Annotated in this window: 22 protein-coding genes; 9 read left to right on the top strand and 13 right to left on the bottom strand. The window is 51.9% G+C overall.

Translation table 11 applies throughout. The features are described from left to right. Nucleotides 1–110: 110 nt before the first annotated feature. Complete coding sequence (gene fbaA / locus A8F97_RS22035; protein WP_014701539.1) at nucleotides 111–1,187, top strand: class II fructose-bisphosphate aldolase; 1,077 nt, start codon at nucleotides 111–113, stop codon at nucleotides 1,185–1,187. Nucleotides 1,188–1,313: 126 nt separating this feature from the next. Continuing rightward, the gene (mscS, locus tag A8F97_RS22040; RefSeq protein ID WP_014701538.1) at nucleotides 1,314–2,165 is read left to right on the top strand and encodes a small-conductance mechanosensitive channel MscS; all 852 of its coding nucleotides are present in this window, start codon (nucleotides 1,314–1,316) and stop codon (nucleotides 2,163–2,165) included. 46 nt (nucleotides 2,166–2,211) lie between these two features. Here mscS and araD read toward each other — a convergent pair whose 3' ends face one another. The 11 genes from araD to A8F97_RS22095 form a co-directional block, all read right to left on the bottom strand. After that, a complete protein-coding gene (araD, locus tag A8F97_RS22045; RefSeq protein ID WP_033072186.1) occupies nucleotides 2,212–2,913 on the bottom strand; it encodes an L-ribulose-5-phosphate 4-epimerase in 702 nt (233 codons plus the stop codon). Then, nucleotides 2,907–3,767, bottom strand: coding sequence for an L-ribulose-5-phosphate 3-epimerase (locus A8F97_RS22050; RefSeq protein ID WP_033072185.1), 861 nt, complete (start codon nucleotides 3,765–3,767; stop codon nucleotides 2,907–2,909). Before A8F97_RS22050 ends, araD begins: the two co-directional genes overlap by 7 nt. Nucleotide 3,768: 1 nt before the next feature. Beyond that, a complete protein-coding gene (gene ulaD, locus A8F97_RS22055; protein ID WP_014701535.1) occupies nucleotides 3,769–4,425 on the bottom strand; it encodes a 3-keto-L-gulonate-6-phosphate decarboxylase UlaD in 657 nt (218 codons plus the stop codon). Continuing rightward, nucleotides 4,422–5,930, bottom strand: coding sequence for an FGGY-family carbohydrate kinase (locus A8F97_RS22060; protein ID WP_033072184.1), 1,509 nt, complete (start codon nucleotides 5,928–5,930; stop codon nucleotides 4,422–4,424). The genes ulaD and A8F97_RS22060 overlap by 4 nt, the downstream gene beginning before the upstream one ends. Further along, on the bottom strand, nucleotides 5,927–7,228 hold the full coding sequence (locus tag A8F97_RS22065; RefSeq protein ID WP_014701533.1) for an MFS transporter: 1,302 nt from the start codon (nucleotides 7,226–7,228) through the stop codon (nucleotides 5,927–5,929). The genes A8F97_RS22060 and A8F97_RS22065 overlap by 4 nt, the downstream gene beginning before the upstream one ends. Before the next feature lie 121 nt (nucleotides 7,229–7,349). After that, the gene (locus A8F97_RS22070; RefSeq protein ID WP_014701532.1) at nucleotides 7,350–7,823 is read right to left on the bottom strand and encodes a NanQ anomerase/TabA/YiaL family protein; all 474 of its coding nucleotides are present in this window, start codon (nucleotides 7,821–7,823) and stop codon (nucleotides 7,350–7,352) included. 14 nt (nucleotides 7,824–7,837) lie between these two features. Further along, a complete protein-coding gene (yiaK, locus tag A8F97_RS22075; RefSeq protein WP_014701531.1) occupies nucleotides 7,838–8,836 on the bottom strand; it encodes a 3-dehydro-L-gulonate 2-dehydrogenase in 999 nt (332 codons plus the stop codon). A gap of 441 nt (nucleotides 8,837–9,277) precedes the next feature. Next, nucleotides 9,278–10,123 carry an SMP-30/gluconolactonase/LRE family protein gene (locus tag A8F97_RS22080; protein ID WP_033072183.1) on the bottom strand — a complete coding sequence of 282 codons (846 nt, stop codon included), beginning with the start codon at nucleotides 10,121–10,123 and terminating at the stop codon, nucleotides 9,278–9,280. Between the two features lie 14 nt (nucleotides 10,124–10,137). After that, on the bottom strand, nucleotides 10,138–11,238 hold the full coding sequence (locus A8F97_RS22085) for an ABC transporter substrate-binding protein (RefSeq protein ID WP_015731292.1): 1,101 nt from the start codon (nucleotides 11,236–11,238) through the stop codon (nucleotides 10,138–10,140). A gap of 14 nt (nucleotides 11,239–11,252) precedes the next feature. After that, the gene (locus A8F97_RS22090) at nucleotides 11,253–12,383 is read right to left on the bottom strand and encodes an ABC transporter permease (protein WP_014701528.1); all 1,131 of its coding nucleotides are present in this window, start codon (nucleotides 12,381–12,383) and stop codon (nucleotides 11,253–11,255) included. A gap of 86 nt (nucleotides 12,384–12,469) precedes the next feature. Beyond that, nucleotides 12,470–13,999, bottom strand: a complete 1,530-nt coding sequence (locus A8F97_RS22095; protein WP_015731291.1) for a sugar ABC transporter ATP-binding protein — start codon at nucleotides 13,997–13,999, stop codon at nucleotides 12,470–12,472. Nucleotides 14,000–14,466: 467 nt separating this feature from the next. On the opposite strand from A8F97_RS22095, the gene A8F97_RS22100 reads away from it, so the two are divergent. The 5 genes from A8F97_RS22100 to A8F97_RS22120 all read left to right on the top strand — a co-directional run bounded on the left by A8F97_RS22100 (nucleotide 14,467) and on the right by A8F97_RS22120 (nucleotide 18,263). After that, nucleotides 14,467–15,285 (top strand): IclR family transcriptional regulator, encoded by an 819-nt coding sequence (locus tag A8F97_RS22100; protein ID WP_015731290.1) that lies wholly within the window; start codon nucleotides 14,467–14,469, stop codon nucleotides 15,283–15,285. A 121-nt stretch (nucleotides 15,286–15,406) separates the two neighbouring features. Beyond that, a complete protein-coding gene (gene argO, locus A8F97_RS22105) occupies nucleotides 15,407–16,021 on the top strand; it encodes an arginine exporter ArgO (RefSeq protein ID WP_033072182.1) in 615 nt (204 codons plus the stop codon). Between the two features lie 205 nt (nucleotides 16,022–16,226). Then, complete coding sequence (locus tag A8F97_RS22110; RefSeq protein WP_025920197.1) at nucleotides 16,227–16,952, top strand: oxidative stress defense protein; 726 nt, start codon at nucleotides 16,227–16,229, stop codon at nucleotides 16,950–16,952. A gap of 310 nt (nucleotides 16,953–17,262) precedes the next feature. Next, nucleotides 17,263–17,715, top strand: coding sequence for a hypothetical protein (locus A8F97_RS22115; RefSeq protein ID WP_033072181.1), 453 nt, complete (start codon nucleotides 17,263–17,265; stop codon nucleotides 17,713–17,715). Next, nucleotides 17,709–18,263, top strand: a complete 555-nt coding sequence (locus tag A8F97_RS22120; RefSeq protein WP_033072180.1) for a hypothetical protein — start codon at nucleotides 17,709–17,711, stop codon at nucleotides 18,261–18,263. Before A8F97_RS22115 ends, A8F97_RS22120 begins: the two co-directional genes overlap by 7 nt. Nucleotides 18,264–18,561: 298 nt before the next feature. Here the strand turns inward: A8F97_RS22120 and A8F97_RS22125 are convergent, their stop codons facing one another. Continuing rightward, entirely contained in the window at nucleotides 18,562–19,455 is an 894-nt protein-coding gene (locus tag A8F97_RS22125; protein WP_005973160.1) for a LysR family transcriptional regulator ArgP, read from the bottom strand. A 240-nt stretch (nucleotides 19,456–19,695) separates the two neighbouring features. On the opposite strand from A8F97_RS22125, the gene rpiA reads away from it, so the two are divergent. Together rpiA and serA are read left to right on the top strand one after the other, a co-directional pair. Further along, complete coding sequence (gene rpiA / locus A8F97_RS22130) at nucleotides 19,696–20,355, top strand: ribose-5-phosphate isomerase RpiA (RefSeq protein WP_025920194.1); 660 nt, start codon at nucleotides 19,696–19,698, stop codon at nucleotides 20,353–20,355. 303 nt (nucleotides 20,356–20,658) lie between these two features. Then, complete coding sequence (serA, locus tag A8F97_RS22135) at nucleotides 20,659–21,891, top strand: phosphoglycerate dehydrogenase (protein WP_015731287.1); 1,233 nt, start codon at nucleotides 20,659–20,661, stop codon at nucleotides 21,889–21,891. A 53-nt stretch (nucleotides 21,892–21,944) separates the two neighbouring features. On the opposite strand, the gene A8F97_RS22140 is transcribed toward serA, so the two are convergent. Then, nucleotides 21,945–22,946 (bottom strand): zinc-binding alcohol dehydrogenase family protein, encoded by a 1,002-nt coding sequence (locus tag A8F97_RS22140; RefSeq protein WP_033072179.1) that lies wholly within the window; start codon nucleotides 22,944–22,946, stop codon nucleotides 21,945–21,947. Nucleotides 22,947–23,178 lie beyond the last annotated feature (232 nt).

Here is a 23,178-nt window from a genome sequence, read left to right on the forward strand (position 1 = left end):
TCCTAGGGCTGTCTCGACATGAGGTTGTTGCAACAGCATGTCGGGATGGCCTGTCGATTGAACATCGATTTCTCTAACCCCTCCACGGCCAACGAAACGGGACACGTAACATGTCTAAAATTTTTGATTTCGTAAAACCCGGTGTCATCACTGGTGATGACGTTCAGAAAGTTTTCGCAGTAGCAAAAGAAAACAAATTCGCTTTGCCAGCAGTGAACTGTGTCGGTACCGACTCAATCAATGCTGTGCTGGAAGCCGCAGCCAAAGTGCGCGCGCCGGTCATCGTTCAGTTCTCTAACGGTGGCGCAGCCTTTACCGCGGGTAAAGGTCTGAAGGCAGAAGGCCAGAAGGCGGCAATTTTGGGTGCGATTTCTGGCGCTCATCATGTGCACCAAATGGCTGAACACTACGGTATTCCGGTAATTCTGCACACTGACCACTGTGCGAAAAAACTGCTGCCGTGGATCGATGGCCTGCTGGACGCGGGTGAAAAACACTTCGCTGCTACCGGCAAACCGCTGTTCTCTTCTCACATGATTGACCTGTCTGAAGAGTCTCTGGAAGAGAACATCGAAATCTGTTCTAAATATTTGGCGCGTATGGCCAAAATCGACATGACCCTGGAAATCGAACTGGGTTGCACTGGTGGTGAAGAAGACGGCGTGGATAACAGCCACATGGACGCTTCTGCTCTGTACACCCAGCCGGAAGATGTTGATTACGCCTACACCAAACTGAACGCGATCAGCCCGCGTTTCACCATCGCTGCCTCTTTCGGTAACGTGCACGGCGTATACAAACCGGGTAACGTGAAACTGACCCCGACCATCCTGCGTGATTCTCAGGAATATGTTTCCAAGAAACATAACCTGCCGCACAACAGCCTGGACTTCGTGTTCCACGGCGGTTCCGGTTCCAGCGCTCAGGAAATCAAAGATTCCGTTAGCTACGGTGTAGTGAAAATGAACATCGATACTGATACCCAGTGGGCAACGTGGGAAGGTATCTTGAAATACTACAAAGAAAACGAAGCTTACCTGCAAGGCCAATTGGGCAACCCGAAAGGTGCCGACCAGCCGAACAAGAAATACTATGATCCACGTGTGTGGCTGCGTTCCGCTCAGGCGAGCATGGTTACGCGTCTGGAGCAGGCCTTCAAAGAGCTGAATGCTGTTGATGTGCTGTAAGTAAGACGGCGTAAAAATGGTTTGAAATTAAGACTCCTAAGGGAGTCTTAATTTTTGGGGCCGATGTTGCGGTTTCTGCTATCGACGTTATGCTTTCCCGGTGATTAAGAAAACAGGAGCGTTTAAATGGAAGAACTTAATACGGGATTGGATCAGGCAGGGAATTGGTTGGTGACACACCAGAACTTGTTTTTGCAGTATGCCGTGAATATTGTTGCAGCACTTGTGATCCTCATCGTTGGTCTGGTGATTGCGCGGATCGTCTCCGGCACCATCAATAAACTGATGATTAGCCGTTCTATCGATTCAACCGTGGCTGATTTCCTGTCTGCGCTGGTGCGCTATGGCATTATCGCGTTTACGCTGATTGCGGTATTGAGCCGGGTTGGTGTACAGACGGCATCGGTGATTGCTGTGTTGGGTGCCGCTGGCTTGGCTGTCGGTTTGGCATTGCAGGGCTCGTTGGCCAACTTTGCTGCTGGTGTGTTGTTGGTGATCTTCCGTCCTTTCCGTACCGGAGAAGCGGTCGATCTGGGCGGCGTATCTGGCTCGGTCACGCAGGTACAGATCTTCTCGACGACGCTACTCACCGCTGACGGCAAAGTTATCGTGGTGCCGAATGGCAAGATCATCGCGGGTAACATTATCAACAGTTCGCGTGAACCGGATCGCCGTACCGAAATTATTGTCAGCGTGGCTTATGATGCCGATATCGACGTGGTGAAAAAGCTGCTGGGCGATATTGTTGCAGCAGACGATCGTATTCAGCATGACAAAGGCGTCACGATCCGCTTGAATGAAATGGCAGCATCATCGCTGAATTTTGTGGTGTGGGTATGGACGACCAACGGCAATGCGCAGGCGGTGTACTGGGATCTGCTGGAAAGCTTTAAACGTGTGCTGGATGAGCACCGTATTGGCATTCCTTATCCGCAGATGGATGTACATTTGCATAAGGCTCAGGAACGAGCGGAATAATATTCTATACCATAGGGGCCGAACGGCCCCTGATTGATCTCTGCTTCTACTGTCCGTAATAGGCATCTTTCCCATGCTTACGCAGGTAGTGCTTATCCAGCAGAGCTTGCTGCATCGCGGTAATACCTGGCGTCAACTGGTGTGAAAAAATCCCCATATAGGCTATCTCTTCTAGCACCACCGCATTATGTACCGCGTTGTGCGCGTCTTTGCCCCAGGCGAACGGGCCGTGCGCATTGACCAACACGGCTGGGATGTCTGTCGGGCTGATACCGCGCTGGCGGAAGGTTTCTATAATGACGTTGCCCGTCTCCTGCTCATAGTGCTGTGCAATTTCGTCTTGTGTCATCAATCGCGTGCAGGGGATAGCGCCGTAGAAATAGTCTGCATGCGTGGTGCCCCAGGCGGGCAGATCCAGCCCCGCCTGTGCCCAGATGGTGGCGTGGCGTGAGTGTGTATGGACGATGCCGCCGATCTCGGTAAAAGCACGGTATAACGCCAGATGCGTCGCCGTATCTGAGGAGGGCTTTTTGTTACCTTCGATGGTCTGTCCAGAAGCGAGATCGACCACGACCATATCATCTACGCCCATATGCTCGTACTCCACGCCTGACGGTTTGATGACCACCAGACCGCGGTCGCGATCGACGACGCTGACGTTACCCCAGGTGAACGTCACCAGATTGTGACGCGGTAAATCCAGATTCGCTTCCAGAACCTGTTGTTTAAGCTGTTGTAACGTTAGCATGGCATTCCCCCTTGTTGCATTTTCTGCTCGATCCAGCGGCGCGCCTGAACAATCTCGGCGACCGGTTCATCCGCTTTTTCCGTCCACATTTCAATCAGGAAAGCGCCGCGATAATTGAGTGCTTTCAGCGTGCTAAAAACGGACACGAAATCCACACAGCCTTCACCGAATGGCACGTCGCGGAACTGTCCGGGCGAGGTTGCGGTAACGGCTAACGTGTCTTTCAGATGGATAGCGGCGATGCGATCGATACCCAACTGTAATTCTTGCGTGACATTGTTGCCCCAGGCACTGAGGTTTCCGACATCTGGGTAGACGGTAAACCACGGTGAAGCCAGACAGGCATCCCAGGCTTTCCACTTACTGATAGAGTTCATAAAGGCGGTATCCATGATCTCCACGGATAGCATCACCTGCGCGGCGGCAGCGCGTTCAACCGCCCATTGCATACCTTCGGTAAAGCGAGCGAGCGTGCCCTCATCCTGCTGCTCGTAATAAACGTCATACCCAGCTAACTGAATGGTGCGGATGCCCACATCGTTGGCCAATTGAATGGCCTGCTCCATGATCGTAAAGGCGCGCTGGCGTAGTGCCTCATCATGGCTGCCGAACGGAAAACGCCGATGTCCGGATAAGCACATCGAAGGGATGCGAATGCCGGTTTCCAGCATCGCGTTGACCAACGAAAGCCGCTGTTCCTTACTCCACAGCAGGCGAGCCAGACGTTCATCGCTTTCGTCTACCGACATTTCAACAAAGTCAAAACCACAGGCTTTTGCCAGCGCCAGACGCTCTGGCCAGGTCAGGTGTTTCGGCAGGGCTTTTTCATAAATACCTAATGGGTGTTGGCGCATATTAAGGCCTCCAGATGGCGTCAATGGCGGCGCGGAATTGGCGAGCCGAGTTTACTGGGTCAGGTGCATCTGCCAGTGCCCGCCCGGCAATGAATGCGGTGACGGCGATATCACGGAATAGCGGTAGATCAGGAGGAGTGATCCCTCCGGTAATAGACAGTTCGATGTCGAGATCAGAGAGGGCTTTCATCGTGTCCAGATCCTGCTGGCCCCAGGTTTGGCCGCTTGCCTGCGCATCACGGCCACGGTGGTAAATCGCCTGTTTGATGCCCAGCGCACGCCACGCTTTGGCATCTTCCAGCGTCCAACGACCGAATAGCTCAATCTGGATTTCTCCCTGATGACGCTCTGCCACTTCCAGAGCGCTGGCCATGGTGGGCAGCGGGGCGGCGCAGATCACCGTCATCCAGTTTGCGCCGTGAGAAAAGGCTTGCTCCGCCAGCGTTGCGCCCGCATCAGCGACTTTCAAATCGGCCACCAGCAGATGGTGAGGGCAGCGCTCGCGCAGTTGGCTGACAGCCTGAATCCCTGCGCTGATACACAAAATGGTGCCCGCCTCGATGATGTCAACATAGGGATGGAGCAGCTCCACGGTGGTGAGGGCGGCATCCAGCCTGGTATGGTCGAGCGCCAGTTGCAGGCGGGGTTGCGTTGTCATGGTTTCTCCTTGCCGGCGGGTTGCAGCGCTTTTAACGCGTCGACGAGCGCCTGATAGTGTTGGTATTTTTTGTTGTAGGCCGTGCGAACGTGTTCATCTGGGGTAAGGCGTGTCATTCGTGGTGAGAGCGCCCGTTGGGCGGCGGTGACATCACTAAAGGCACCGCTGCCGACCATCGCCGCCATCGCTGCACCCAGACAGCCGGTTTCTTCTACCTGTGGGAGTTCAACTGGCAGGCCGCTGACGTCCGCAAACATCTGCATCCAGGGGATAGATTTGGCTGGGCCACCGGTGATGCGCAACGCGTCCACGTGAGGGAAGCGTTGACGCATACGATTCAGGTGCGCCATGTGGCAGAACACCACGCCTTCGTAAATGGCCTGAACGAGGTGTTCACGCTGGTGGAACGCTTGCAGGCCGTAGAAGCTGGCGCTGAGCCCTAACCCAGCGTTGGAGCCATACAAGAACGGGACAAACAGCAGTGTGCTGCCTGCTTTAGGCAGATCTGAAACCCAGCGGTTGAGCTGGGCATAATCGACCCCTAAACCGTCACTCAGCCCCCATTGTTGGCAGAACCATTCCAGATTGGCGGCAGACGTGGGGCTGGCTTCATGTACGATGTAGCGTCCTGCTTCCGCATGGCGGCCGTATACGAAGGGATGATCGTCGCCATCGGCGAGCGTGTCGGTGATGCCGCTGGTGACAGACCATGTTCCCATCACGGCATTGAGTCGAGTCTCGTCCTGAAGGCCTGCGCACAGGGCGGTGGAAACTACGTCGAATAGCCCGCCGACGACGGGGGTTCCTGCCCGTAGTCCGGTTAGCTGTGCCGCTTCCGGGGTAATTCGGCCTGCGATATCGGTAGAACCGATGATCGGAGGTAATGCGCCGATGATTTCTGCAATCCCGAGCTGCTCTGCCAGTGCTGGATCGTAGCGGCCTGTGTCCATGTTGTAGAGGTTGGATTCGGAGATATTGGTTTCTTCACAAGCCCGTTCTCCAGTCAGGCAGAAACGCAGGTAGTCGTGCGCCATGAACAGCGTACCGATTTGCGCATAGCGTGTCGGCTGGTGGTCTTTGAGCCACCGCAGCAGCGAAACCGGATGGCCCGTCCACAGCGTCTGGCGGGTCTGGGGATAAAGCGCTTGCGGTATCCCTGCTTGCTGCCACGCCAGAACCTGTTCACGTGCGCGCTGATCGGATGACAGCATCGCATTACCTAGCGGCTTGTCATGCTTATCCAGCAAGAACAATCCTTTGCCTTGAGCTGAGATCCCCACGCCGGAAATGGCGCTGGCGGGGAGCGCCGTTTTGTCCAGCAGTTCACGGATAACCTCGGCAGCGGTTTGCCACAGGGTGTGCATGTCGCGCTCTGCCCAACCGGGCTGCGGTGTGGTAATTGGCAGATTGCGGCGTGCGATGCCGTATTCTGTTCCGGTGACGTCATAGATCCCGGCTTTGATAAAGGTGCCGCCGCAGTCGAGCCCCAGAAAATAGTCCGTCATGCTGCCTCCGTGGACTCATCGCAGCGCGGTGGCAGCATCATGGCCAGTACGGCGGCAATCGCCAGCGAGATGGCCAGGCTGTAAACGCCAACGTCTTTGTTAAAGGCTGAAATCAGGACACCGACCATATAAGGGCCGCAGAAGCCACCGAGATTACCGAGCGCATTAATGACACCGCGAGCGCCGCCAGCGACTTCGGCATCAAACAGCTTGGGAGGAATAGTCCAGAACACACCGGCGGCGGCCTGAATAAAGACGCCGCAGCCGACCAGTGCGGCATAGGACCACCAGATATGGCTTTTGAGCAAGACGGACAGCGCCATGCAGATAGCAAAACAGGCGAGCGGTAATGCGACGAAGACCTTACGTTTTCCTGAATTATCGGACAGATAGGAGATCGTAAACATGCCAATGATGGCACCGATATAAGGCAGAATAGCCAGCATGCCGACCTGTTCCATATTGCCGTTGGTCAGCCCTTTCAGGATGGTTGGCAGCCACAAGGTGTAGCCGTAAATACCTGTCTGGTAAAAGAAATTCACCAAGATTAACTGCCACATCAACTTTTCGCCCAATACCCGGCTTAGAGAAGCATTGCGGACGGTTTTGCCTTGCAGAGCCGCTTGTTCTTCCTGCAACGTATTGATCAGATACTCTTTTTCTGCCTGTGAAATCCATTTCGCTTCCTGCGGGCGGTTGCTGATGGTAAACCACCACAGCAGCATAACCACCAGTGAGAACCCTCCCTCAACCAGAAACAGCATGCGCCAATCCCAGTTTGTGATAACCCAGCCAGAAAGTGGGGCGGTCAAAATTCCAGCGATGGGCACAAACATGATGACAATCGCGTTGGCGCGGCCACGTTCTTTATCCGGGAACCAGTTGCTGATCATGGTGAGCACCACTGGCAACATGCCGCCTTCTGATACCCCCAGCGCAAAGCGCAGAAACAGCAATTGATACTGATTGGTCACCAAGCCGGTTAATACCGAAATGACGGCCCAGGCCAGCAGTGACCAGCCGATAAACTTTTTACCGTTGCCGTGTACCGCGAGTTTGCCGCCCGGTACTTGTAAAAACAGATAGCCGATGAAGAAGATCCCGCCTGCGAGTCCGGCCATCGATGCCGTGATACCGAGTTCATCATCCATGCCACCCGGCATCGCGAAGGCAATGTTGACGCGGTCCATGTAGGAAATAATGCAGGTAATCAAAATGGGCGGTACGATCCGCAACCAGCGTAATCGAGGAATTTTTGTCGCTGTGTGCTGACTAGAAGAAACCGTGGCTGTATTCATATCACTTTACCCTTCAACATGTTGCGTGCATGACGTGCTTCATTTGGGGCTTTTTTTCGCGTAGCGATCCCCGCACATGCCCGCAGGCATGTGTCGCGTTACATGGCAAAATCAGAAACGATTAGGGAGCGTGAAAGTGTGCCATCGGTATCTTCACCACCACTTTGCGGATTGCGCAGGGCTGCTTGTGAATGCAGGCTGGACGATGCACATCCTGAGGAAAGAACACGGCAAAGTTGCCGGCATACATAGTCAGCCAGGACTCGTCATCAACATCCTGATAAAACAGGATATCGCGTGCTTCGTTCCATTCCTGGTGTACCGGATTCCGGCCGTTATCCGTCACCACGCCGATCAGTTCGGTTCCGCTGACTAAGAATTGCACATCAACATTGTGACGATGGACTTCGGGGTGTAAGTCGCTTTTGGGTTGCGTGTGCAGATCCAGTACCTGAACGGTATAGCCGGTCTCTTCGTCAAGGTAGCGGCCAGCCGGCAAGGCGATGAAGTCGGTTTTTTGCAGGTAGGCCAGCGCACGGGCGATAGGCGCGGGATACTGACCAGAAAAAGTATTCTCAATATGACCAAAGATCATGGAACGTCTCCTTGTTAAAGCGCCTGAATGCGTGCCCATACCCGTTCATCAACCGGGATGCCGTCGCGCAAGTTTTCTTCACGAATACGCGGAAACTTATGGCCCGGCAAACGGATGGCGACATCAGGCTGAGTACGCTCGGCGCTGGTGATGTAATCCATTATTCGTTTCAGTTTTTCATCGCGGGTTTTGCCGTCGATCAGCCTATCGATCTCAATGGCGATGAAGACCTGCGACACGCCATATTCGTCACGGTGATCCTCTGTGACTTCTGCGACGGAGGCGCCGCCGGACAGTAAGGTGGCGATCATGTCCAGCACAATAGACAGTGCCGATCCTTTCCAGTAGCCCGCCGGGAGGATGCGCCGATTTTCCTCGATAATGGCCGGATCGCGGGTCAAATTACCGTCGTTGTCGAACCCGCCATCAACGGGCAAGGTTTTGCCTGCCAGTCGGTTTATCTCCAGCGCGCCATAGGAAAACATCGACATCGACATATCCACCATGGTGATCGGATTGCCGGGAACGGCGACGATCAGCGGATTAGTACCGATGCGGCAGGTTTTTGCTCCCCACGGTGGCATAACGGCGATCGAGTTAGTCCAGCAAATACCGATATAGCCTTTCTCGGCGGCCTGCCAGCCATAGCCGCCGCCGCGCATCCAGTGGTTAGCATTGCGCAGTGCCACCAGACCGATACCGTGCGCATCGGCTAGCTGCATGGCGCGATCCATCATGCGGCGGGCAGTTAGGTTGCCAATGCCCTGATGGGCATCCCACTGTTCGATAGCACCGAGTGAGAGCAGTTTGCTGGGTTCGGCATCGGGTACGATATCGCCGGCGTCCAACTGCTGAATAAAGCGTGGGAAGCGGTTTACACCGTGAGAATAAACACCGTCGGCTGAAGTATCGGCAAACAGCGTTGCGCAGGCATCGGCGGTTTCTTCCGCTACATTGCGTGCCAGTAAAACACGTTTGAACTGTTGCTTAAGGTCGTTGTAGCTCACTCTCATAACGCGTCTCCATGACGATAGTTAGATTGCTTTTTATTCGTCATATTTCATTATGCGGAATTGCATTTCAAATAAATGCTATACCTGTGCTTGCATGAAGTCAAAACGAGAGTGGGTTAAATTTTCATTTAAAAACAAGTGGTTATTTTAATGTGGTGACTTTGTGATCGGTGCCGCATTTTGGTCGGTTTGCGGAATACAGACGTGAAAAGACAGGGTGAGAACCTCACCCTAAAGTTGCTGACAATGGCCGTCGAGCGTGAGTAACGGATAGATCGTAAAGTCGCTGTAAACACGTCCCTGTGCGCTCGGCTTGCGCCATCCATGGCGCAAACGCTTTACTCTTCTATTCCGTTACTCCCGTTTTCGTTCTGCGAGTAGGTTTGTCAACGGTTTAAGAGGTGAGAGCCTCACCCTGTTGGCTACCCTATTCGTTCGGTTTTACCGGTACGACTCTACCCCGATACGGTAAAGCGATGTCGTTGCCGTGATGTACAGTTCATTCCCTTCTGGCCCACCGATGGTGCAGTTGGACACGCACTCTGGTACGTCAATTTTGCCGATCTGATGACCCTTGGGACTAAAAACCAGGACGCCGTCAGCGCAACTGCAAAACAGGTTGCCAGTGCGATCAACACAGAAGCCATCGGGAATGCCCGGTTCTACGCGGGCAAAAAACTGTCCCGCCCCCAGACGTTTTCCCTCAACCGGATAAATTCGCAGATCGCGGCGACCTAGCGTTGGGAAATCAATAATCGACATGTCTGCAACATATAAATGTGTTTCATCTGGCGAGAAGGCCAGCCCGTTCGGACGCTGGAGATCGCTGGCCGCGATGCTGAGTGAGCCATCGCGTGGATCGAAGCAGTAGACATAGCAGCCAATGACCTGACTTTCTGATTTGTAGCCCTCGTCATCGCTGGTAATGCCATAAGGCGGATCGGTAAACCAAATCGTGCCATCGCTACGGATTGCCACATCGTTTGGCGAGTTGAAGCGTTTCCCGTCAATGCGGTCAACCAGGATGTGAATATCACCATTGTTTTCACGACGGCTGATACCGCGCCGCCCATGCTCGCAGCTTACGACGCGTCCTTGCGCATCGAGTGCATTGCCGTTGGCGTAGTTGGATGGAGAGCGCCAGAGCGTGACGTCGCCATTACGCGACCAGATAAACATCCGGTTTCCTTTCACATCGCTAAAGACCACGGCATCCTGCTGCGGCAACCATACTGGGCCTTCGGCCCAGATGGCGGGAGAACACAGACGCTCAAGTTGTTGTGTCATGCTTGGCTCTCCACTTATTTCACACCCCAGATTGCCCGGTAATGGCCCTGATAATCATTTTGCGGGTCATACAGGTTGTTATTACCACCGTCGTTCGCGACGTTTTCGGCGGTCACCAAATGTGCTGGCGTGACATAGCCAGAAGGTGGTTGCTTGGCAAAAGCGCGGTTAAACTCATCCAGCAACTGCCAGCCGTGCAGCTTTAGGGGCTCGGGCACGGTGGCTGATTGGCTATCGCCGGAACGAATACGCTGATAGGCAGAGATGGAACCATCGCCAGCCGAAATGTTGTAGGGGGCATTTTTACCGCCTTTCCCGGCTGTTTTTAACGACGGTGCCATGAAATCAAAATACAGGTCGTTAATGGCCAGCGAATACTGGAAGTTGTCGCCGTATTTCTGCAACAGACTAAACGTCATGGCAGGCATGCGGTTTGCGGTGTCGGCGAGCGGTGTGTCGATGAATTCCACGACCTTGCAGCCGCTGCATTTACCGATTTCGTCTTTCATGACGTTGGCTTTATCAAGAGCGATTTGATAAAGGGAATCGGTAAAGATTAAGACATTGGCTTTTCCACCTGATTTAACGACGGCGTATTGCGCGGCGATGCGGGCGACGTCATTTGAATCGGATGTCACGTTGTAGAAAATATCGTATTTAGGCAGCGGGCCCGGTTCGGGCACGGCATGCCATGCGGTCAGAACAATGCCTTGCTGAATGGCTTTCTTCAGCGGGATCTTGGCAACGTTCGGGTTCCAGCCGCCAATCACAATGCCATCTGGCTTCTGAGCGATCGCCTGATTGAGCGAGGCCAACTGATCTTTGACTGAGCCGCCACCGTCCAGCGTTTCCAGTTTCCAGCCAGCGGCTTTGGCTGCTTCACTTAGCCCCTGCTGCACGCCTTGAACGCCGCCATTTTTCATGTCGGAAGCAATAAAAATAATCTTCTTATTCGGTTGCAACTGTGGCCCCTGAGTCGGGCCGTCCCACTGTGTGCTGCTGGCGGTCGCTTTTGCAACGGCTGCCGTTGCCTGATCGAGATAGCTGTCAGCCCACGTTGACTGGCTGCTTAATAACACGGTGGTCAGTCCTGATAACAGCAAAAAACGTTTCATAGGGTGTGCTCCTGTTAGGGATGTGTCACGTTATGGTTATTGTTTTCTGGTGGCGTGTTTTTCTGATGAGAAGGCTCCTGGTGGTGGCGCTGGGGTGTGTCAGTCTGACGGCGTTGTACGGCTTTTTGATTCAGTAAACGGCGACGTTGGGCATAGCCTGCCAACGTGATGGAGAGCAGCAGTGTGGCTCCGTTAAATAACGGTTCAACCCAGAATTCACCACCAAATTGTTGGATACCGGCGATACCAATCGCAAGAATGGAAATGCCGATAACCGTTCCCCAGACGTTAACTCGGCCAGGGCGAAGCGTGGTGCTGCCAAGGAATGCACCAACCAGCGCAGGCAAGAGATAATCCATACCGACGCTGGCCTGTCCGACCCCTTGTTCTGCGGCGATCAATACGCCGCTAAAGCCTGTCAATACGCTGGAAGTGATGAAGGCACCGATAGTAAAACGATTAACGGAAATCCCATTAAGCCGTGCTGCGGCCGGATTGCCCCCTACGGCATACATGCAGCGGCCGAGCGGCGTATGTTCAGTGACGAGCCATAAGATAATGGCGACAAGCAGGACATAGAAGGCCACGATAGGGATCCCGCCGATCTCGGTATGGTGCAGAGCAATGAAAGCATCGGGTAGATCGCCGACGATCTGGCGGCCACCCGAATGCCACAGGGCGACGGCGTACAGCACGGTGCCAGAACCCAGCGTGGCGACGAAGCTATCGATATCGGCCAATGCCACCAGAATACCGTTGAGCAAGCCGTATAACGCTGAAATGACCAGCACCGTCAGCACGGCCATCTGCCAGGAGAAGCCGTATTCCACCTGAAGCGTAATCGCCAGAATGTGCCAGAGCACGATGCCGAAACCGACGTTGAGATCGATTTTTCCGACGATCATGGGAATGGTCGCGGCCAGCGCCAGCAGAGCGATTTTGGCTTTGCTGGAGAGGATTGCCTGTAACGTCAGCATGGAAGCGAATGACGGTGTTGCGAATGAAAACAGAATGACCAGTGCGATGCACAGCAGCAGCAGGCCATAGCGGGTCAGAATTTGCATCAGCCAGGGGCCGGCACCATCCTGTGCCAGACTCACTCGCTGCTCTAGCGCCGTTGATTTTACTGATGTTTTATTAGACATTATTTTCTTCCTTCGGACAGGTGAGGCTGTGTGAGCGTCTGAATTTTTTACTGTAGATTCAGTTCGCCTGCGCAATAACGTGTCATTCAGGCCGAAGCCGTGGTTTCTCCCGCGCTGGCAGACGCCAGTTCCAATAAGTTGGCGAAAGAGACCTGTTGATTTTTGAGTTCGCCGACGACACTGCCCCGATTGAAAACCAGTGCGCGATTGCAAATGTGGGCGATTTCCTCGAAATCATTGGAGATCACCAGCACGGCGACGCCCTCTGCCAGTGATTTATTCAGTAGATGATAAATTTCGGCACGTGCCCCGACATCAACGCCCGCCGTGGGATCTTCGAGGATCAGCAGCGGTGCGCCGAGGTGCATCCAGCGTGCCATCACCACTTTCTGTTGGTTGCCGCCGGACAGCGCACTGATGTCGATATTGACGTTTTTGGGACGAACATCGAACAGTTGTACTTTCCACCAGCTTGCCCCTATCTCTTCGCGGCGGCTGTAGCGGGAAAAGAGCTTATGTCCGCTGGCGCAGGGGTTGATAAACAGGTTCTCACGTACGCTCATCGACATCACCAGACTTTCATTGGTGCGATCGCCTGCGACCAGCGAGACGCCTTGAGCCATCGCCTGTTGCGGGGAGCTGGCGTGGTAAGGTGCATCACGAAACTGAATTTCTCCGCTGTCGCATTGACGCAACCCGAACAGCAAACGGCCTATCTCTTCCTGACCCGCGCCGCGAAGACCGGCCAGCGCGAGCATTTCCCCTGCCTGTAGGCTAAAGCTGACCGGGCCGATATCGCCTACGGTAACGTTTTTTACCTGGAGAACGGGAGAGGAAGGCGCTGGTAAGGGTTCACGCTGATCGCCGGGCATGGCTTCGCCCACAATCAATTGCACCAGGTCGCGCAGTGAATAATCCGCCGTTTTTCCGCCTGCGACATAGCGACCATCGCGCATGACGCAGACGCGGTCGGCGATGTCGATCACTTCATCCAGTCGGTGAGTGACGTAAATCATGCCCACTTTTTTCGCGCGCAGTCGGTTAATAACGGAAAAAAGATGGCGGACATCGTTTGCTGGAAGCGAAGCGGTGGGTTCATCCAGCACCAGTAGCTCGGCATTCACCGCGACGGCCCGCGCGATGGCGAGTAGTGATTTTTCCGTGCGGGAGAGCTCAAATACGCGGGCATCGGGATCGAGGGCGATCCCCACATCCTGTAACGCCTGGCTGGCACGCTGACGGATCGCCCGCCAGTCAATTAATCCAAAGCGGCGTGGAAACCCCATGACCAGTGCCATGTTTTCCGCCACCGTCATCCACTCGATCAGCCCCAGATCCTGATGAATAAACGCAATAGGCTGGAGGCCATCACTTTTTATCGCTGCGGCTGACGCTATGCTGGTTCCTCGGAATTGAATATCACCGCCATCGCGGGGATAGACGCCCGCGAGGACTTTAATAATTGTCGATTTCCCCGCGCCATTTTCGCCCAGTAGCGCAAGCACCTCGCCCGGCATGACCTGAAGACTGACATCATTAACCGCAATGTTGCCGCCAAAGCGTTTAGTGATATGGCTAAGCGCAAGTATGGGTTGATCCGCATTGATTTGATTCATGTGATGCGCCCTTGTGTTCAGCACACGCTGTGATGCGGTGCAAAATCGGTAAGCAACCTGTTCCCGTTGATTCGGGGTGGTATAACCCCCTGAATATGGTGTGGCAGGAACGAAATCAGTAATGGTTTGTCGTTTTAATAAACTTAATATTTCAATATGCGAAACTCAATTTCAAAAACAATATACTGAAGATTGCGCTAAAGCAAAGGCAAAGGGGTTTTTAATTTCCTTTAAAAACAATTAATTATTTTTGTTGTTTCGTATTTGTGATGTACTGCTCACTTCATAGACAGGGGGGAGGTTGCGCATTCAGGGTGTCATGCCGACAATGAAACGGCGTTCCACTTCACCTCATGCAGCCCTTGCGGTAACATCGCTATTCTTAAGAGAAATGGATGGCGGCGACACACTGCGTTGCAGCAATTTCTGCGCAAGCACTGCCCAGCCCCTGATTCTGGAGATCAGTTATGAGCCCGAAAGCTGTTAATGAGAAAGACGATCAAAAAGAGAAACCGCTGGGGAGCCAGAGTCTATTTCGTGGTTTGCAATTGATTGAAATTCTGAGTAATTTCCCTAACGGTTGCCCACTCGCCCATTTGTCTGAGCTGGCGGGGATGAACAAAAGCACCGTGCATCGGCTGCTACAAGGGCTGCACACCAGTGGCTATGTCACGCAGGCACCTTCACCTGGCAGCTATCGTTTGACGACCAAATTTATCTCTATCGGACAGAAGGCATTGTCTTCGCTGAATATTATTCACGTCGCATCTCCCCATCTGGTGCAATTAAACTTGGAAGTGGGGGAAACGGTAAACTTCTCCAGCCGTGAAGACGATCATGTCATTCTGATCTACAAACTGGAACCGACGACGGGCATGATGCGCACCCGCGCTTATATCGGTCAGCACATGCCGCTTTATTGCTCCGCCATGGGCAAAATCTTTATGGCGTATGGTAAAAGCGACTACCCTGCGTACTATTGGCAAACTCATCAGAATGACATCCAGCCCCTCACGCGCAATACCATCACCGAGCTGCCGAAGATGTATGAAGAGCTGGAGGATATTCGTCAGAAAGGGCTGGCGATGGATCGTGAAGAAAATGAGCTTGGGGTATCGTGCATTGCCGCGCCGGTGTTTGATATTCAGCAGCGCGTTCCTTATGCCGTATCGGTATCGCTGCCTACCGCCAAGTTACAGCAAATCGGCATGAAATCGCTGATTAAGCCGGTCATTGCGACCGCGCAGCGTATTTCTCTGGAACTCGGGTTTGTCACGCCCGGTTGAGTATTACTCTGGCTAATGCCTGATTAGAAACATCCATTTCATCTAATGATTATCCCTTCGTATGATGCGCGAGTGACATCGCGCATGCGCCGCTATTGGCGCTTTATCTACGAGGGAAATCATGTTTGCTGTCTTTCTACAAGGTGTTCTATTAGGCGCGGCGATGATTCTGCCGCTGGGGCCACAGAATGCATTTGTGATGAATCAGGGAATTCGCCGTCAGTATCACCTGATGGTGGCGCTGTTGTGTGCCGTGAGCGATATGGTGTTGATTACCGCCGGTATTTTTGGCGGTAGCGCGTTGCTCAGCCAGTCTTCGCTGCTATTGGGTGCGGTGACCTGGGGCGGCGTTGCGTTTCTACTCTGGTTCGGCTGGGGAGCGATAAAAACGGCTTTCAGCAAAAATATCGCATTGGCCAGCGCCGAGGTGATGAAGCAGAGCCGCTGGCGGATCATTGCCACTATGCTGGCAGTGACCTGGCTTAATCCCCATGTCTATCTCGACACCTTTGTGGTGTTGGGGAGCCTGGGAAGCCAGTTTACGGAGGATGATCGAAGCTGGTTTGCGCTGGGGACAATAACGGCTTCCTTCACTTGGTTCTTCGCGTTGGCATTATTGGCAGCCTGGCTGTCTCCGTGGCTGAATACACCACGGGTACAGCGGGTCATCAACGTTTTTGTTGGTGTGGTGATGTGGGGGATTGCTTTGCAACTTGCACGACACGGCTGGCAATAGTAGTTAGAAATAAATGACACCGCTTTACGTTACGTTTCAGAAATTCACCTATATTGTGTGGAGTCGGTAATACGTTATGTTGTCTGGCAAAAGATACCTTTCTCGTATCTTCCATTCTGGAACATGCTGCGCCAACGCAGGAAAAATCTGCTGGGCCACATGCGTGATGAAACATAAGTAAGGAGAGATTGTGAAGCGAGGTATAATGAAGCTAAATGCACTGGCGCTGGCCGCCGCAGTAGGATTGGGTGGCGTGTCGATGGTTGCACAGGCTGCGGAATTGCCGGATGGCCCGCATATCGTGACGTCAGGGACATCCAGCGTAGATGCGACGCCGGATATTGCGCGCTTGGCGATTGAAGTCAGTGTTTCATCGAAAGATGCGGCTGAAGCGAAAAAGCAGGTCGATGCCCGCGTTGCACAATATTTTGATTTTCTGGGTAAAAACGGCATTGAGAAAAAAGATATTAATGCCGCCAATTTACGCACGCAGCCGGAATATGACTATTTGAAAACGGGGGGATCGGTGCTGAAAGGCTACCGTGCCGTGCGTCAGGTGGAAGTAACGTTACGTCAGTTAGATAAACTGAACGAACTGCTGGATGGTGCGCTGAAATCGGGCCTGAATGAGATTCGCACGGTAGAACTCGGCGTGGCTAACCCAGAAACTTACCGTGATGAAGCGCGTAAGAAAGCGATTGAGCAGGCGACGAGTCAGGCGGCAGCGCTGGCGCAGGGCTTCAACGCCAAGCTGGGGCCGATCTACAGCGTTCGCTACCATGTTGCTAACTACCAGCCGATGCCAATGGCTCGAATGTTTAAAACGGCAGATGCGGCTGTGCAAACCGAAGCGGCACAAACCTATGAACAGCAAACCATTCACTTTGACGATCAGGTGGATGTCGTGTTTGAACTACAGCGTACACAATAAAGATCTCAACAAAGATCGTTAAAAATTTAACGGTGGCTCTGTGGGTAACGGACCTGGGCAAGAGGCAACTCCAGCCCAGGTGGGCGGCAAATGCTGAAAGGCTGTACGCTTTCGACTATCAGACCACCGTAGTGCTGAATGACCAATGAAGGGAAAATCCCCACCCGTAAAAATTTACGAGGTAGGAAAATGTTGATTGCCTGACTCAGCATGGGCGCGAGATGAGCATGTAAGATGGAGCTACCCGTAGAGTGATAGGTTCCGCTATTCATTCTATTAGGCAATAAATATTTACAGGGAGTGAAATTAGATGGCGATAAAAACATTTTATTTTTCTCAATTAGCTGGTCTAATGATAGAAGGTGTAGGTATACATGCTAGCTATTCTGTTAATTTAAATGTTAAAGATGAAAATACATTGAATGGAAAGGATGTATATATATCAGCTACTGGGAAAAGTAATGCAGCAAAGGCGGCAGGCAGCGGGAATGTTATATTTTGGTGTAAAATTAAAGATCTCCTCAATAACAAAGTATATAAACTTGAAAGAAAAATAGGGAAGTATTTTGCTGTAGGCATTGATGATATATTTATTGGTTCAACTGAATTTCAGATTCAGAATGAAAGGGTATCATCACCTAAAATAGAAATTGAAGTTGGTTATTTCTATGATTCTGGATACACAGGGTCTGTCCCCCCATTTCCCGGGAGCATGAAAAAGGTTATAACATTAACTCCATTTTGCAAGGTGTTAACATGTTAATAAAAAAAATTACAAGTGCAATAGTATTGTTTTTTTCAATGATTGTTTTTTCTTATGCTATTGATTCATATGTTGATAAGCCAACGAGAAAGGCGTCAGAGTTGGCAAGAAAATATGCTATTGCAAATGATGGTGAAAAAAAACAAGAGTTAGATAATTTGCAGTTTCTTTCAGAGGGGAATCCCAGAAATATTAATGTTACAAGAATATATTCGAGTATATTATCTTCCAGGGGTGAGTATGAAAAAGCAATTTTAGTGCTTAACTTTTTTAATAAATATAATGAAGATTATTCTTTAATGTTACAAGAGTGTATGTTGAAAGACAGGATTGGTAAATATAATTCATTATGCTATGGGGATGTTATTTCAGTAATGAGAAATAAAGATGTCCATAATATAGACTACTTAATGGCTTTGTTTCTAAATAATGATAAAGATTTTAATAAAGAAAGAGAGGTGTATATAAAAGCTACAGGTAATAAACAAGATCTTGATGCTTTTAATAATGGAAAGAAAGAATTGTTAAAAAATTTATACCCAAATTGAAAATAGTGCGCTGTGATATTCTCATAAGAGTGGTTCTACTCGTGGAGTGAGTCGACTCAGAGAACGGAGTTGCGTCAGGTACAGCATGATGGTATCAGAAACGTGATTTGTGCCTTCTCTTCCCCTTTCAGGTACTGCACCCAGCGGAACCCTTCGCACTTTTTCTCGTCCGGAAGGAACAGGTGGTCAATACAGACCGGCAGTAAGCGCTGTTCCTGGAATATGAGCGTGTAGCTGGTCTTAATGAGAGTGTTTGATTTGTAGTCTAAGTCAGACACCCCATGATCATCGCAATACGTTATGACTGCCGCAAAACCTGATGGCCGTGTGAGAGCAGGGCGTCCGTCACTTTCCTCATCATCCGACTTTCCGGTGCGAAGCGATGCCAGTAGAGCATCCGACGTTGAAATAGCCCCGGTGTCAGGTCGATTAACTCGTTATGGGCAAGTTCTCTCTCGATTTGCAGATGTGGGATCATGCAGCAGGTCGTGCCCTGTCGCGCCAATTGAACAAAGGCTTCCGACGAATTCACGATATGGCAGGGAACGCTGCCCGGCGACAAATCAAAGTTTTGCTGTAAAAAAGCCTGATGCATATCATCCAGATGGTCGAAGGCGACGGCGGGTGCGCGCAGCAGCGCCGAGCGCGTCACGCCATTCGGGAAATAGCGGGCGGCGAAAGCCGGCGATGCGACAAATAGATAATCCAGTGCGCCCAGCTTATCCACCAGACAGCTTGGCAGCGGCTGAGACTGAATACTCACTGCACCCACCACTTCACCCCGGCGCAGCCTTTCCTGAGTACGCGTTTCATCTTCTACCTGCAAGTTGAGGCGAATTGGCGAATCGACCAGCACCGGTTGTAACGCTGGTAATAGCCAGGTTGCCAGGCTGTCGGCGTTCACTGCCAGCGAGAGTAACAGCGGAATATCGCTGTTGGTTTCATTCCCTAGCCACTCTTCTTCCAGCAATTCTACCTGATGAAGCAGAGCCAGCAGTTTCTGACCTTGCTCTGTCGGACGGGGTGGGATGGTTCTGACCAATAGAGGCTGGCCGAACAGATTTTCTAACTGTTTGATACGTTGCGAAACGGCAGATTGGGTAATACACAACTTTTGGGCTGCGCGTTCAAAACCACGCTCGCGGATGACGGCATCCAGAGCCTGAAGCGTTCGATAGTCCGGGCGTTTCATGAAATTCAAAGTCCTCTGAATGAGTCCGTTTTTTTTCACTATGCCACATTTTGCTGATTTGCCATGCAGAAATCTTATTTTAGCTGCTGTGTGCAATCACGATTCAGCACACTGTGTGTAGTGCGGGGCGCGTGAAATAATGCAGTAATGGGGTGATGAATTTGTACGCATTCCCCAACGCGCATGTTCTATAATACGCACACGTTTTCGTATATTGATTCTACAGGCCAGAAGCAGATTATGACGCAAGATGAACTGAAAAAAGCAGTGGGATGGGCGGCGCTCGATTATGTCCGCCCTGACACCATTGTGGGAGTAGGAACCGGATCGACGGCAGCACACTTTATTGATGCGCTGGGCTCGATAAAACATCAAATCAAAGGTGCGGTTTCCAGCTCAGATGCCTCAACGGAAAAGTTGAAAAGTCTGGGCATTCCCGTTTTTGACGCCAATGATGTGGATTCGCTCGATGTTTATGTGGATGGTGCGGATGAGATCAACGGGCACATGCAGATGATCAAAGGCGGTGGGGCGGCACTGACCCGTGAGAAAATCATCTCGGCCCTGTCGCGTCAGTTCATCTGCATCGTTGATGCATCCAAGCAGGTTGATGTGTTGGGTAAGTTCCCGTTGCCGGTTGAAGTTATCCCGATGGCGCGATCTTACGTGGCGCGTGAACTGGCCAAACTGGGCGGACAGCCAGTATATCGTCAGGGTGTGGTGACGGATAACGGCAACGTCATTCTGGATGTACACAACCTCAATATCATGGATGCGGTCGCGGTAGAAAACCACATCAATGGTATTGCAGGCGTCGTGACCGTTGGGTTGTTTGCTAATCGCGGCGCAGATGTTGCGTTAGTCGGCACCGCCGAGGGTGTAAAAACCGTCGTTAAATGAGTTCGCGATCGTTCTGACGTGATGAACGCCCCGGGTTCCGCGTCAGAAATTTTTTAGCTAAAAAAATCTATTTTAGTTAACGGCTCATTTTTGGTACTTAATATCACATTTTCTTATTTTATTTATCGCCGATATGGCGATGTATCTCTTTGGCAATATTTTTTGCCATAAATCAGGCGCACCTCTCTGAGGAACGTCTCGGGCAACGCAATCGTTTGTATTGCTGACTGCGTAATTTTTGTTATGTTGGCAGAGGTTATTTAGCACTCTGTCACATTTGAAGTCTGAAAATAAGGTCGGGAAATGGCAAAGGTATCACTGGAAAAAGACAAGATTAAGTTTCTGTTAGTGGAAGGCGTGCACCAGAGCGCGCTGGATAACCTGCGTGCAGCCGGTTACACCAACATCGAGTTCCACAAAGGCGCGCTGGATCCTGAGGCGCTGAAAGCCTCCATTCGAGATGCGCATTTTGTTGGTATCCGCTCGCGTACCCATCTGACAGAAGAAATTTTTGCTGCGGCGGAAAAACTGATCGCGGTAGGGTGTTTCTGTATTGGGACTAACCAGGTTGAGCTGTCGGCCGCGACCAAGCGCGGTATTCCGGTATTTAATGCACCTTTTTCCAATACCCGCTCTGTGGCAGAAATGGTGATCGGCGAAATGCTGCTGATGTTGCGCGGTATTCCATCAGCGAACGCGAAAGCGCACCGTGGTATTTGGCACAAACTGGCGGTGGGATCGTTTGAAGCTCGCGGCAAAAAGCTTGGGATTATCGGCTACGGCCATATCGGTATGCAGTTGGGTATTTTGGCTGAAAGCCTGGGTATGCACGTTTACTTCTATGACATCGAAAGTAAATTACCGTTGGGCAATGCCCAACAAGTGCGCCATTTGTCCGACCTGCTGAATATGAGCGATGTGGTGAGCCTGCATGTGCCAGAGAATGAAAGTACGCACAATATGATGGGCGCGGAAGAACTGGCATTGATGAAACCAGGTGCAATCCTGATTAACGCCGCTCGCGGTACGGTGGTTGATATTCCCGCGCTGTGTGAAGTGCTAAGCAGCAAGCATCTGTCCGGTGCGGCGATTGACGTGTTCCCACAGGAGCCGGCAACTAACAGCGATCCATTCCTGTCGCCGCTGTGTGAGTTTGACAACGTGTTGCTGACGCCGCATATCGGTGGTTCCACGCAGGAAGCGCAGGAAAATATCGGTGATGAAGTCGCTGGAAAACTGGCGAAATATTCAGATAACGGTTCTACGCTGTCTGCGGTGAATTTCCCTGAAGTGTCGCTGCCTGTTCACGGTGCTCGCGCCAGTCGCCTGTTGCACATTCATGAAAACCGTCCTGGTGTGATTACTAAAATTAACCAGATCTTTGCTGAGCAGGGTATTAACATTGCCGCACAGTATCTGCAAACGACGCCTGAAATTGGCTATGTGGTGATCGACGTTGAAACTGACGGTGCGCAAACGGCACTGCAACTGATGAAAGCGATCCCTGGCACCATTCGTGCGCGTCTGCTGTTCTAATACGCTTTAATCAGTGAATAAACGACCAGCCCCAAACGGGGCTGGTTGCGTTATTAAAGCGCGATAACGATCTTGCCGCGCATATGCCCTTCTAATACTTTATCGTGAGCCTGCTTCAGCGTATCCACCGTTAACCCTCGCAGCGCTTCGCTGGCAGTTCCCTGAAGCTTTCCTGCATCAACCAACTGCGCAACGTCGTGCAGAATTTTCCCCTGTTCCGCGATATCCGGTGTGGTGAACATGCTGCGGGTAAACATGAGTTCCCAATGCAGTGCCGCGCTTTTGAGTTTTAGCTGCGTTTGGTCGAGCGGATTTTTGTTTTCCACGATGGTACAGATGTGTCCCATTGGCGCGATCAGTTTGCTGATGGCATCCCAGTGGCCGTCGGTATCGTTCAGGCAGAAGATATAATCAACCTGCTTGATCCCTTCTTTTGCTAGCTCATCCACCAGATTGCGGTAATCGACAACCTTGTGCGCGCCGCGCTGGCGGCACCATTCCACCGAGTCAGGCTGTGATGCGGTGGCGATGATGTTCACTGAGCTGCGTAACGCCGCCAGAGAAACCGCGAGAGAACCGACGCCACCTGCGCCACCAATAATCAGCAGCGTTTTCTCGCTGTCGGCCTGCTGTATTTTCAAATGCTCAAACAACCCTTCCCATGCGGTCAACGCTGTGAGCGGCATGGCGGCGGCGGCGGCCCAATCCAGAGAGATGGGCTTACGCGCTACGATACGTGAATCAATCAACTGATGGGTGGTGTTGCTGCCTGGGCGTGTGATGTCGCCCGCGTACCAGACTTCATCACCGACCTGAAAGTGGCTAACGGCGCTGCCCGCTTTCAGCACGACGCCGCTGGCGTCCCAGCCGAGAATTTTGGGTTGTTGTAACCCATTCTGACGCAGTCCGGCATGAACCTTGGTATCAACCGGGTTGACGGAAATGGCTTTTACGCCGATCAGCAGATCGTACTCGCCAGGCTCCGGGATGTCTTGTGTGATAGTGATGAAATTTTCCGGCTGTTGTGGGTCAACGGCTATCGCGTGAGCGGTCATAATATATTCCTTACTGTTTTCAGAATGCGGTTTTTTGCATAAGACATCGTTCTTATGAATAGAACAAAGTGTAGAACAGCGAGATAGGCAAAATCCATGACTCTTCACTTACTGGCGTCCGCTTGAGCCCGTTCTCTGATATTTGCTGAATTCACCCGCGCTGGCGTGTCTTATCGACGTCGTTTGGCCGCATTGCGCATTGGATGATTACTCAACAGTTTTGAAAAAGTCG

Origin of the sequence: Pectobacterium parmentieri (assembly GCF_001742145.1) — a bacterium.
Taxonomy (GTDB): Bacteria; Pseudomonadota; Gammaproteobacteria; order Enterobacterales; family Enterobacteriaceae; genus Pectobacterium; species Pectobacterium parmentieri.

What these genes read in the sequence shown, in the direction of transcription:
- fbaA (WP_014701539.1), top strand. Translation starts at nt 111, where the DNA reads ATGTCTAAAATTTTTGATTTCGTAAAACCCGGTGTCATCACTGGTGAT.
- mscS (WP_014701538.1), top strand. Translation starts at nt 1,314, where the DNA reads ATGGAAGAACTTAATACGGGATTGGATCAGGCAGGGAATTGGTTGGTG.
- araD (WP_033072186.1), bottom strand. Translation starts at nt 2,913, where the DNA reads ATGCTAACGTTACAACAGCTTAAACAACAGGTTCTGGAAGCGAATCTG.
- A8F97_RS22050 (WP_033072185.1), bottom strand. Translation starts at nt 3,767, where the DNA reads ATGCGCCAACACCCATTAGGTATTTATGAAAAAGCCCTGCCGAAACAC.
- ulaD (WP_014701535.1), bottom strand. Translation starts at nt 4,425, where the DNA reads ATGACAACGCAACCCCGCCTGCAACTGGCGCTCGACCATACCAGGCTG.
- A8F97_RS22060 (WP_033072184.1), bottom strand. Translation starts at nt 5,930, where the DNA reads ATGACGGACTATTTTCTGGGGCTCGACTGCGGCGGCACCTTTATCAAA.
- A8F97_RS22065 (WP_014701533.1), bottom strand. Translation starts at nt 7,228, where the DNA reads ATGAATACAGCCACGGTTTCTTCTAGTCAGCACACAGCGACAAAAATT.
- A8F97_RS22070 (WP_014701532.1), bottom strand. Translation starts at nt 7,823, where the DNA reads ATGATCTTTGGTCATATTGAGAATACTTTTTCTGGTCAGTATCCCGCG.
- yiaK (WP_014701531.1), bottom strand. Translation starts at nt 8,836, where the DNA reads ATGAGAGTGAGCTACAACGACCTTAAGCAACAGTTCAAACGTGTTTTA.
- A8F97_RS22080 (WP_033072183.1), bottom strand. Translation starts at nt 10,123, where the DNA reads ATGACACAACAACTTGAGCGTCTGTGTTCTCCCGCCATCTGGGCCGAA.
- A8F97_RS22085 (WP_015731292.1), bottom strand. Translation starts at nt 11,238, where the DNA reads ATGAAACGTTTTTTGCTGTTATCAGGACTGACCACCGTGTTATTAAGC.
- A8F97_RS22090 (WP_014701528.1), bottom strand. Translation starts at nt 12,383, where the DNA reads ATGTCTAATAAAACATCAGTAAAATCAACGGCGCTAGAGCAGCGAGTG.
- A8F97_RS22095 (WP_015731291.1), bottom strand. Translation starts at nt 13,999, where the DNA reads ATGAATCAAATCAATGCGGATCAACCCATACTTGCGCTTAGCCATATC.
- A8F97_RS22100 (WP_015731290.1), top strand. Translation starts at nt 14,467, where the DNA reads ATGAGCCCGAAAGCTGTTAATGAGAAAGACGATCAAAAAGAGAAACCG.
- argO (WP_033072182.1), top strand. Translation starts at nt 15,407, where the DNA reads ATGTTTGCTGTCTTTCTACAAGGTGTTCTATTAGGCGCGGCGATGATT.
- A8F97_RS22110 (WP_025920197.1), top strand. Translation starts at nt 16,227, where the DNA reads ATGAAGCTAAATGCACTGGCGCTGGCCGCCGCAGTAGGATTGGGTGGC.
- A8F97_RS22115 (WP_033072181.1), top strand. Translation starts at nt 17,263, where the DNA reads ATGGCGATAAAAACATTTTATTTTTCTCAATTAGCTGGTCTAATGATA.
- A8F97_RS22120 (WP_033072180.1), top strand. Translation starts at nt 17,709, where the DNA reads ATGTTAATAAAAAAAATTACAAGTGCAATAGTATTGTTTTTTTCAATG.
- A8F97_RS22125 (WP_005973160.1), bottom strand. Translation starts at nt 19,455, where the DNA reads ATGAAACGCCCGGACTATCGAACGCTTCAGGCTCTGGATGCCGTCATC.
- rpiA (WP_025920194.1), top strand. Translation starts at nt 19,696, where the DNA reads ATGACGCAAGATGAACTGAAAAAAGCAGTGGGATGGGCGGCGCTCGAT.
- serA (WP_015731287.1), top strand. Translation starts at nt 20,659, where the DNA reads ATGGCAAAGGTATCACTGGAAAAAGACAAGATTAAGTTTCTGTTAGTG.
- A8F97_RS22140 (WP_033072179.1), bottom strand. Translation starts at nt 22,946, where the DNA reads ATGACCGCTCACGCGATAGCCGTTGACCCACAACAGCCGGAAAATTTC.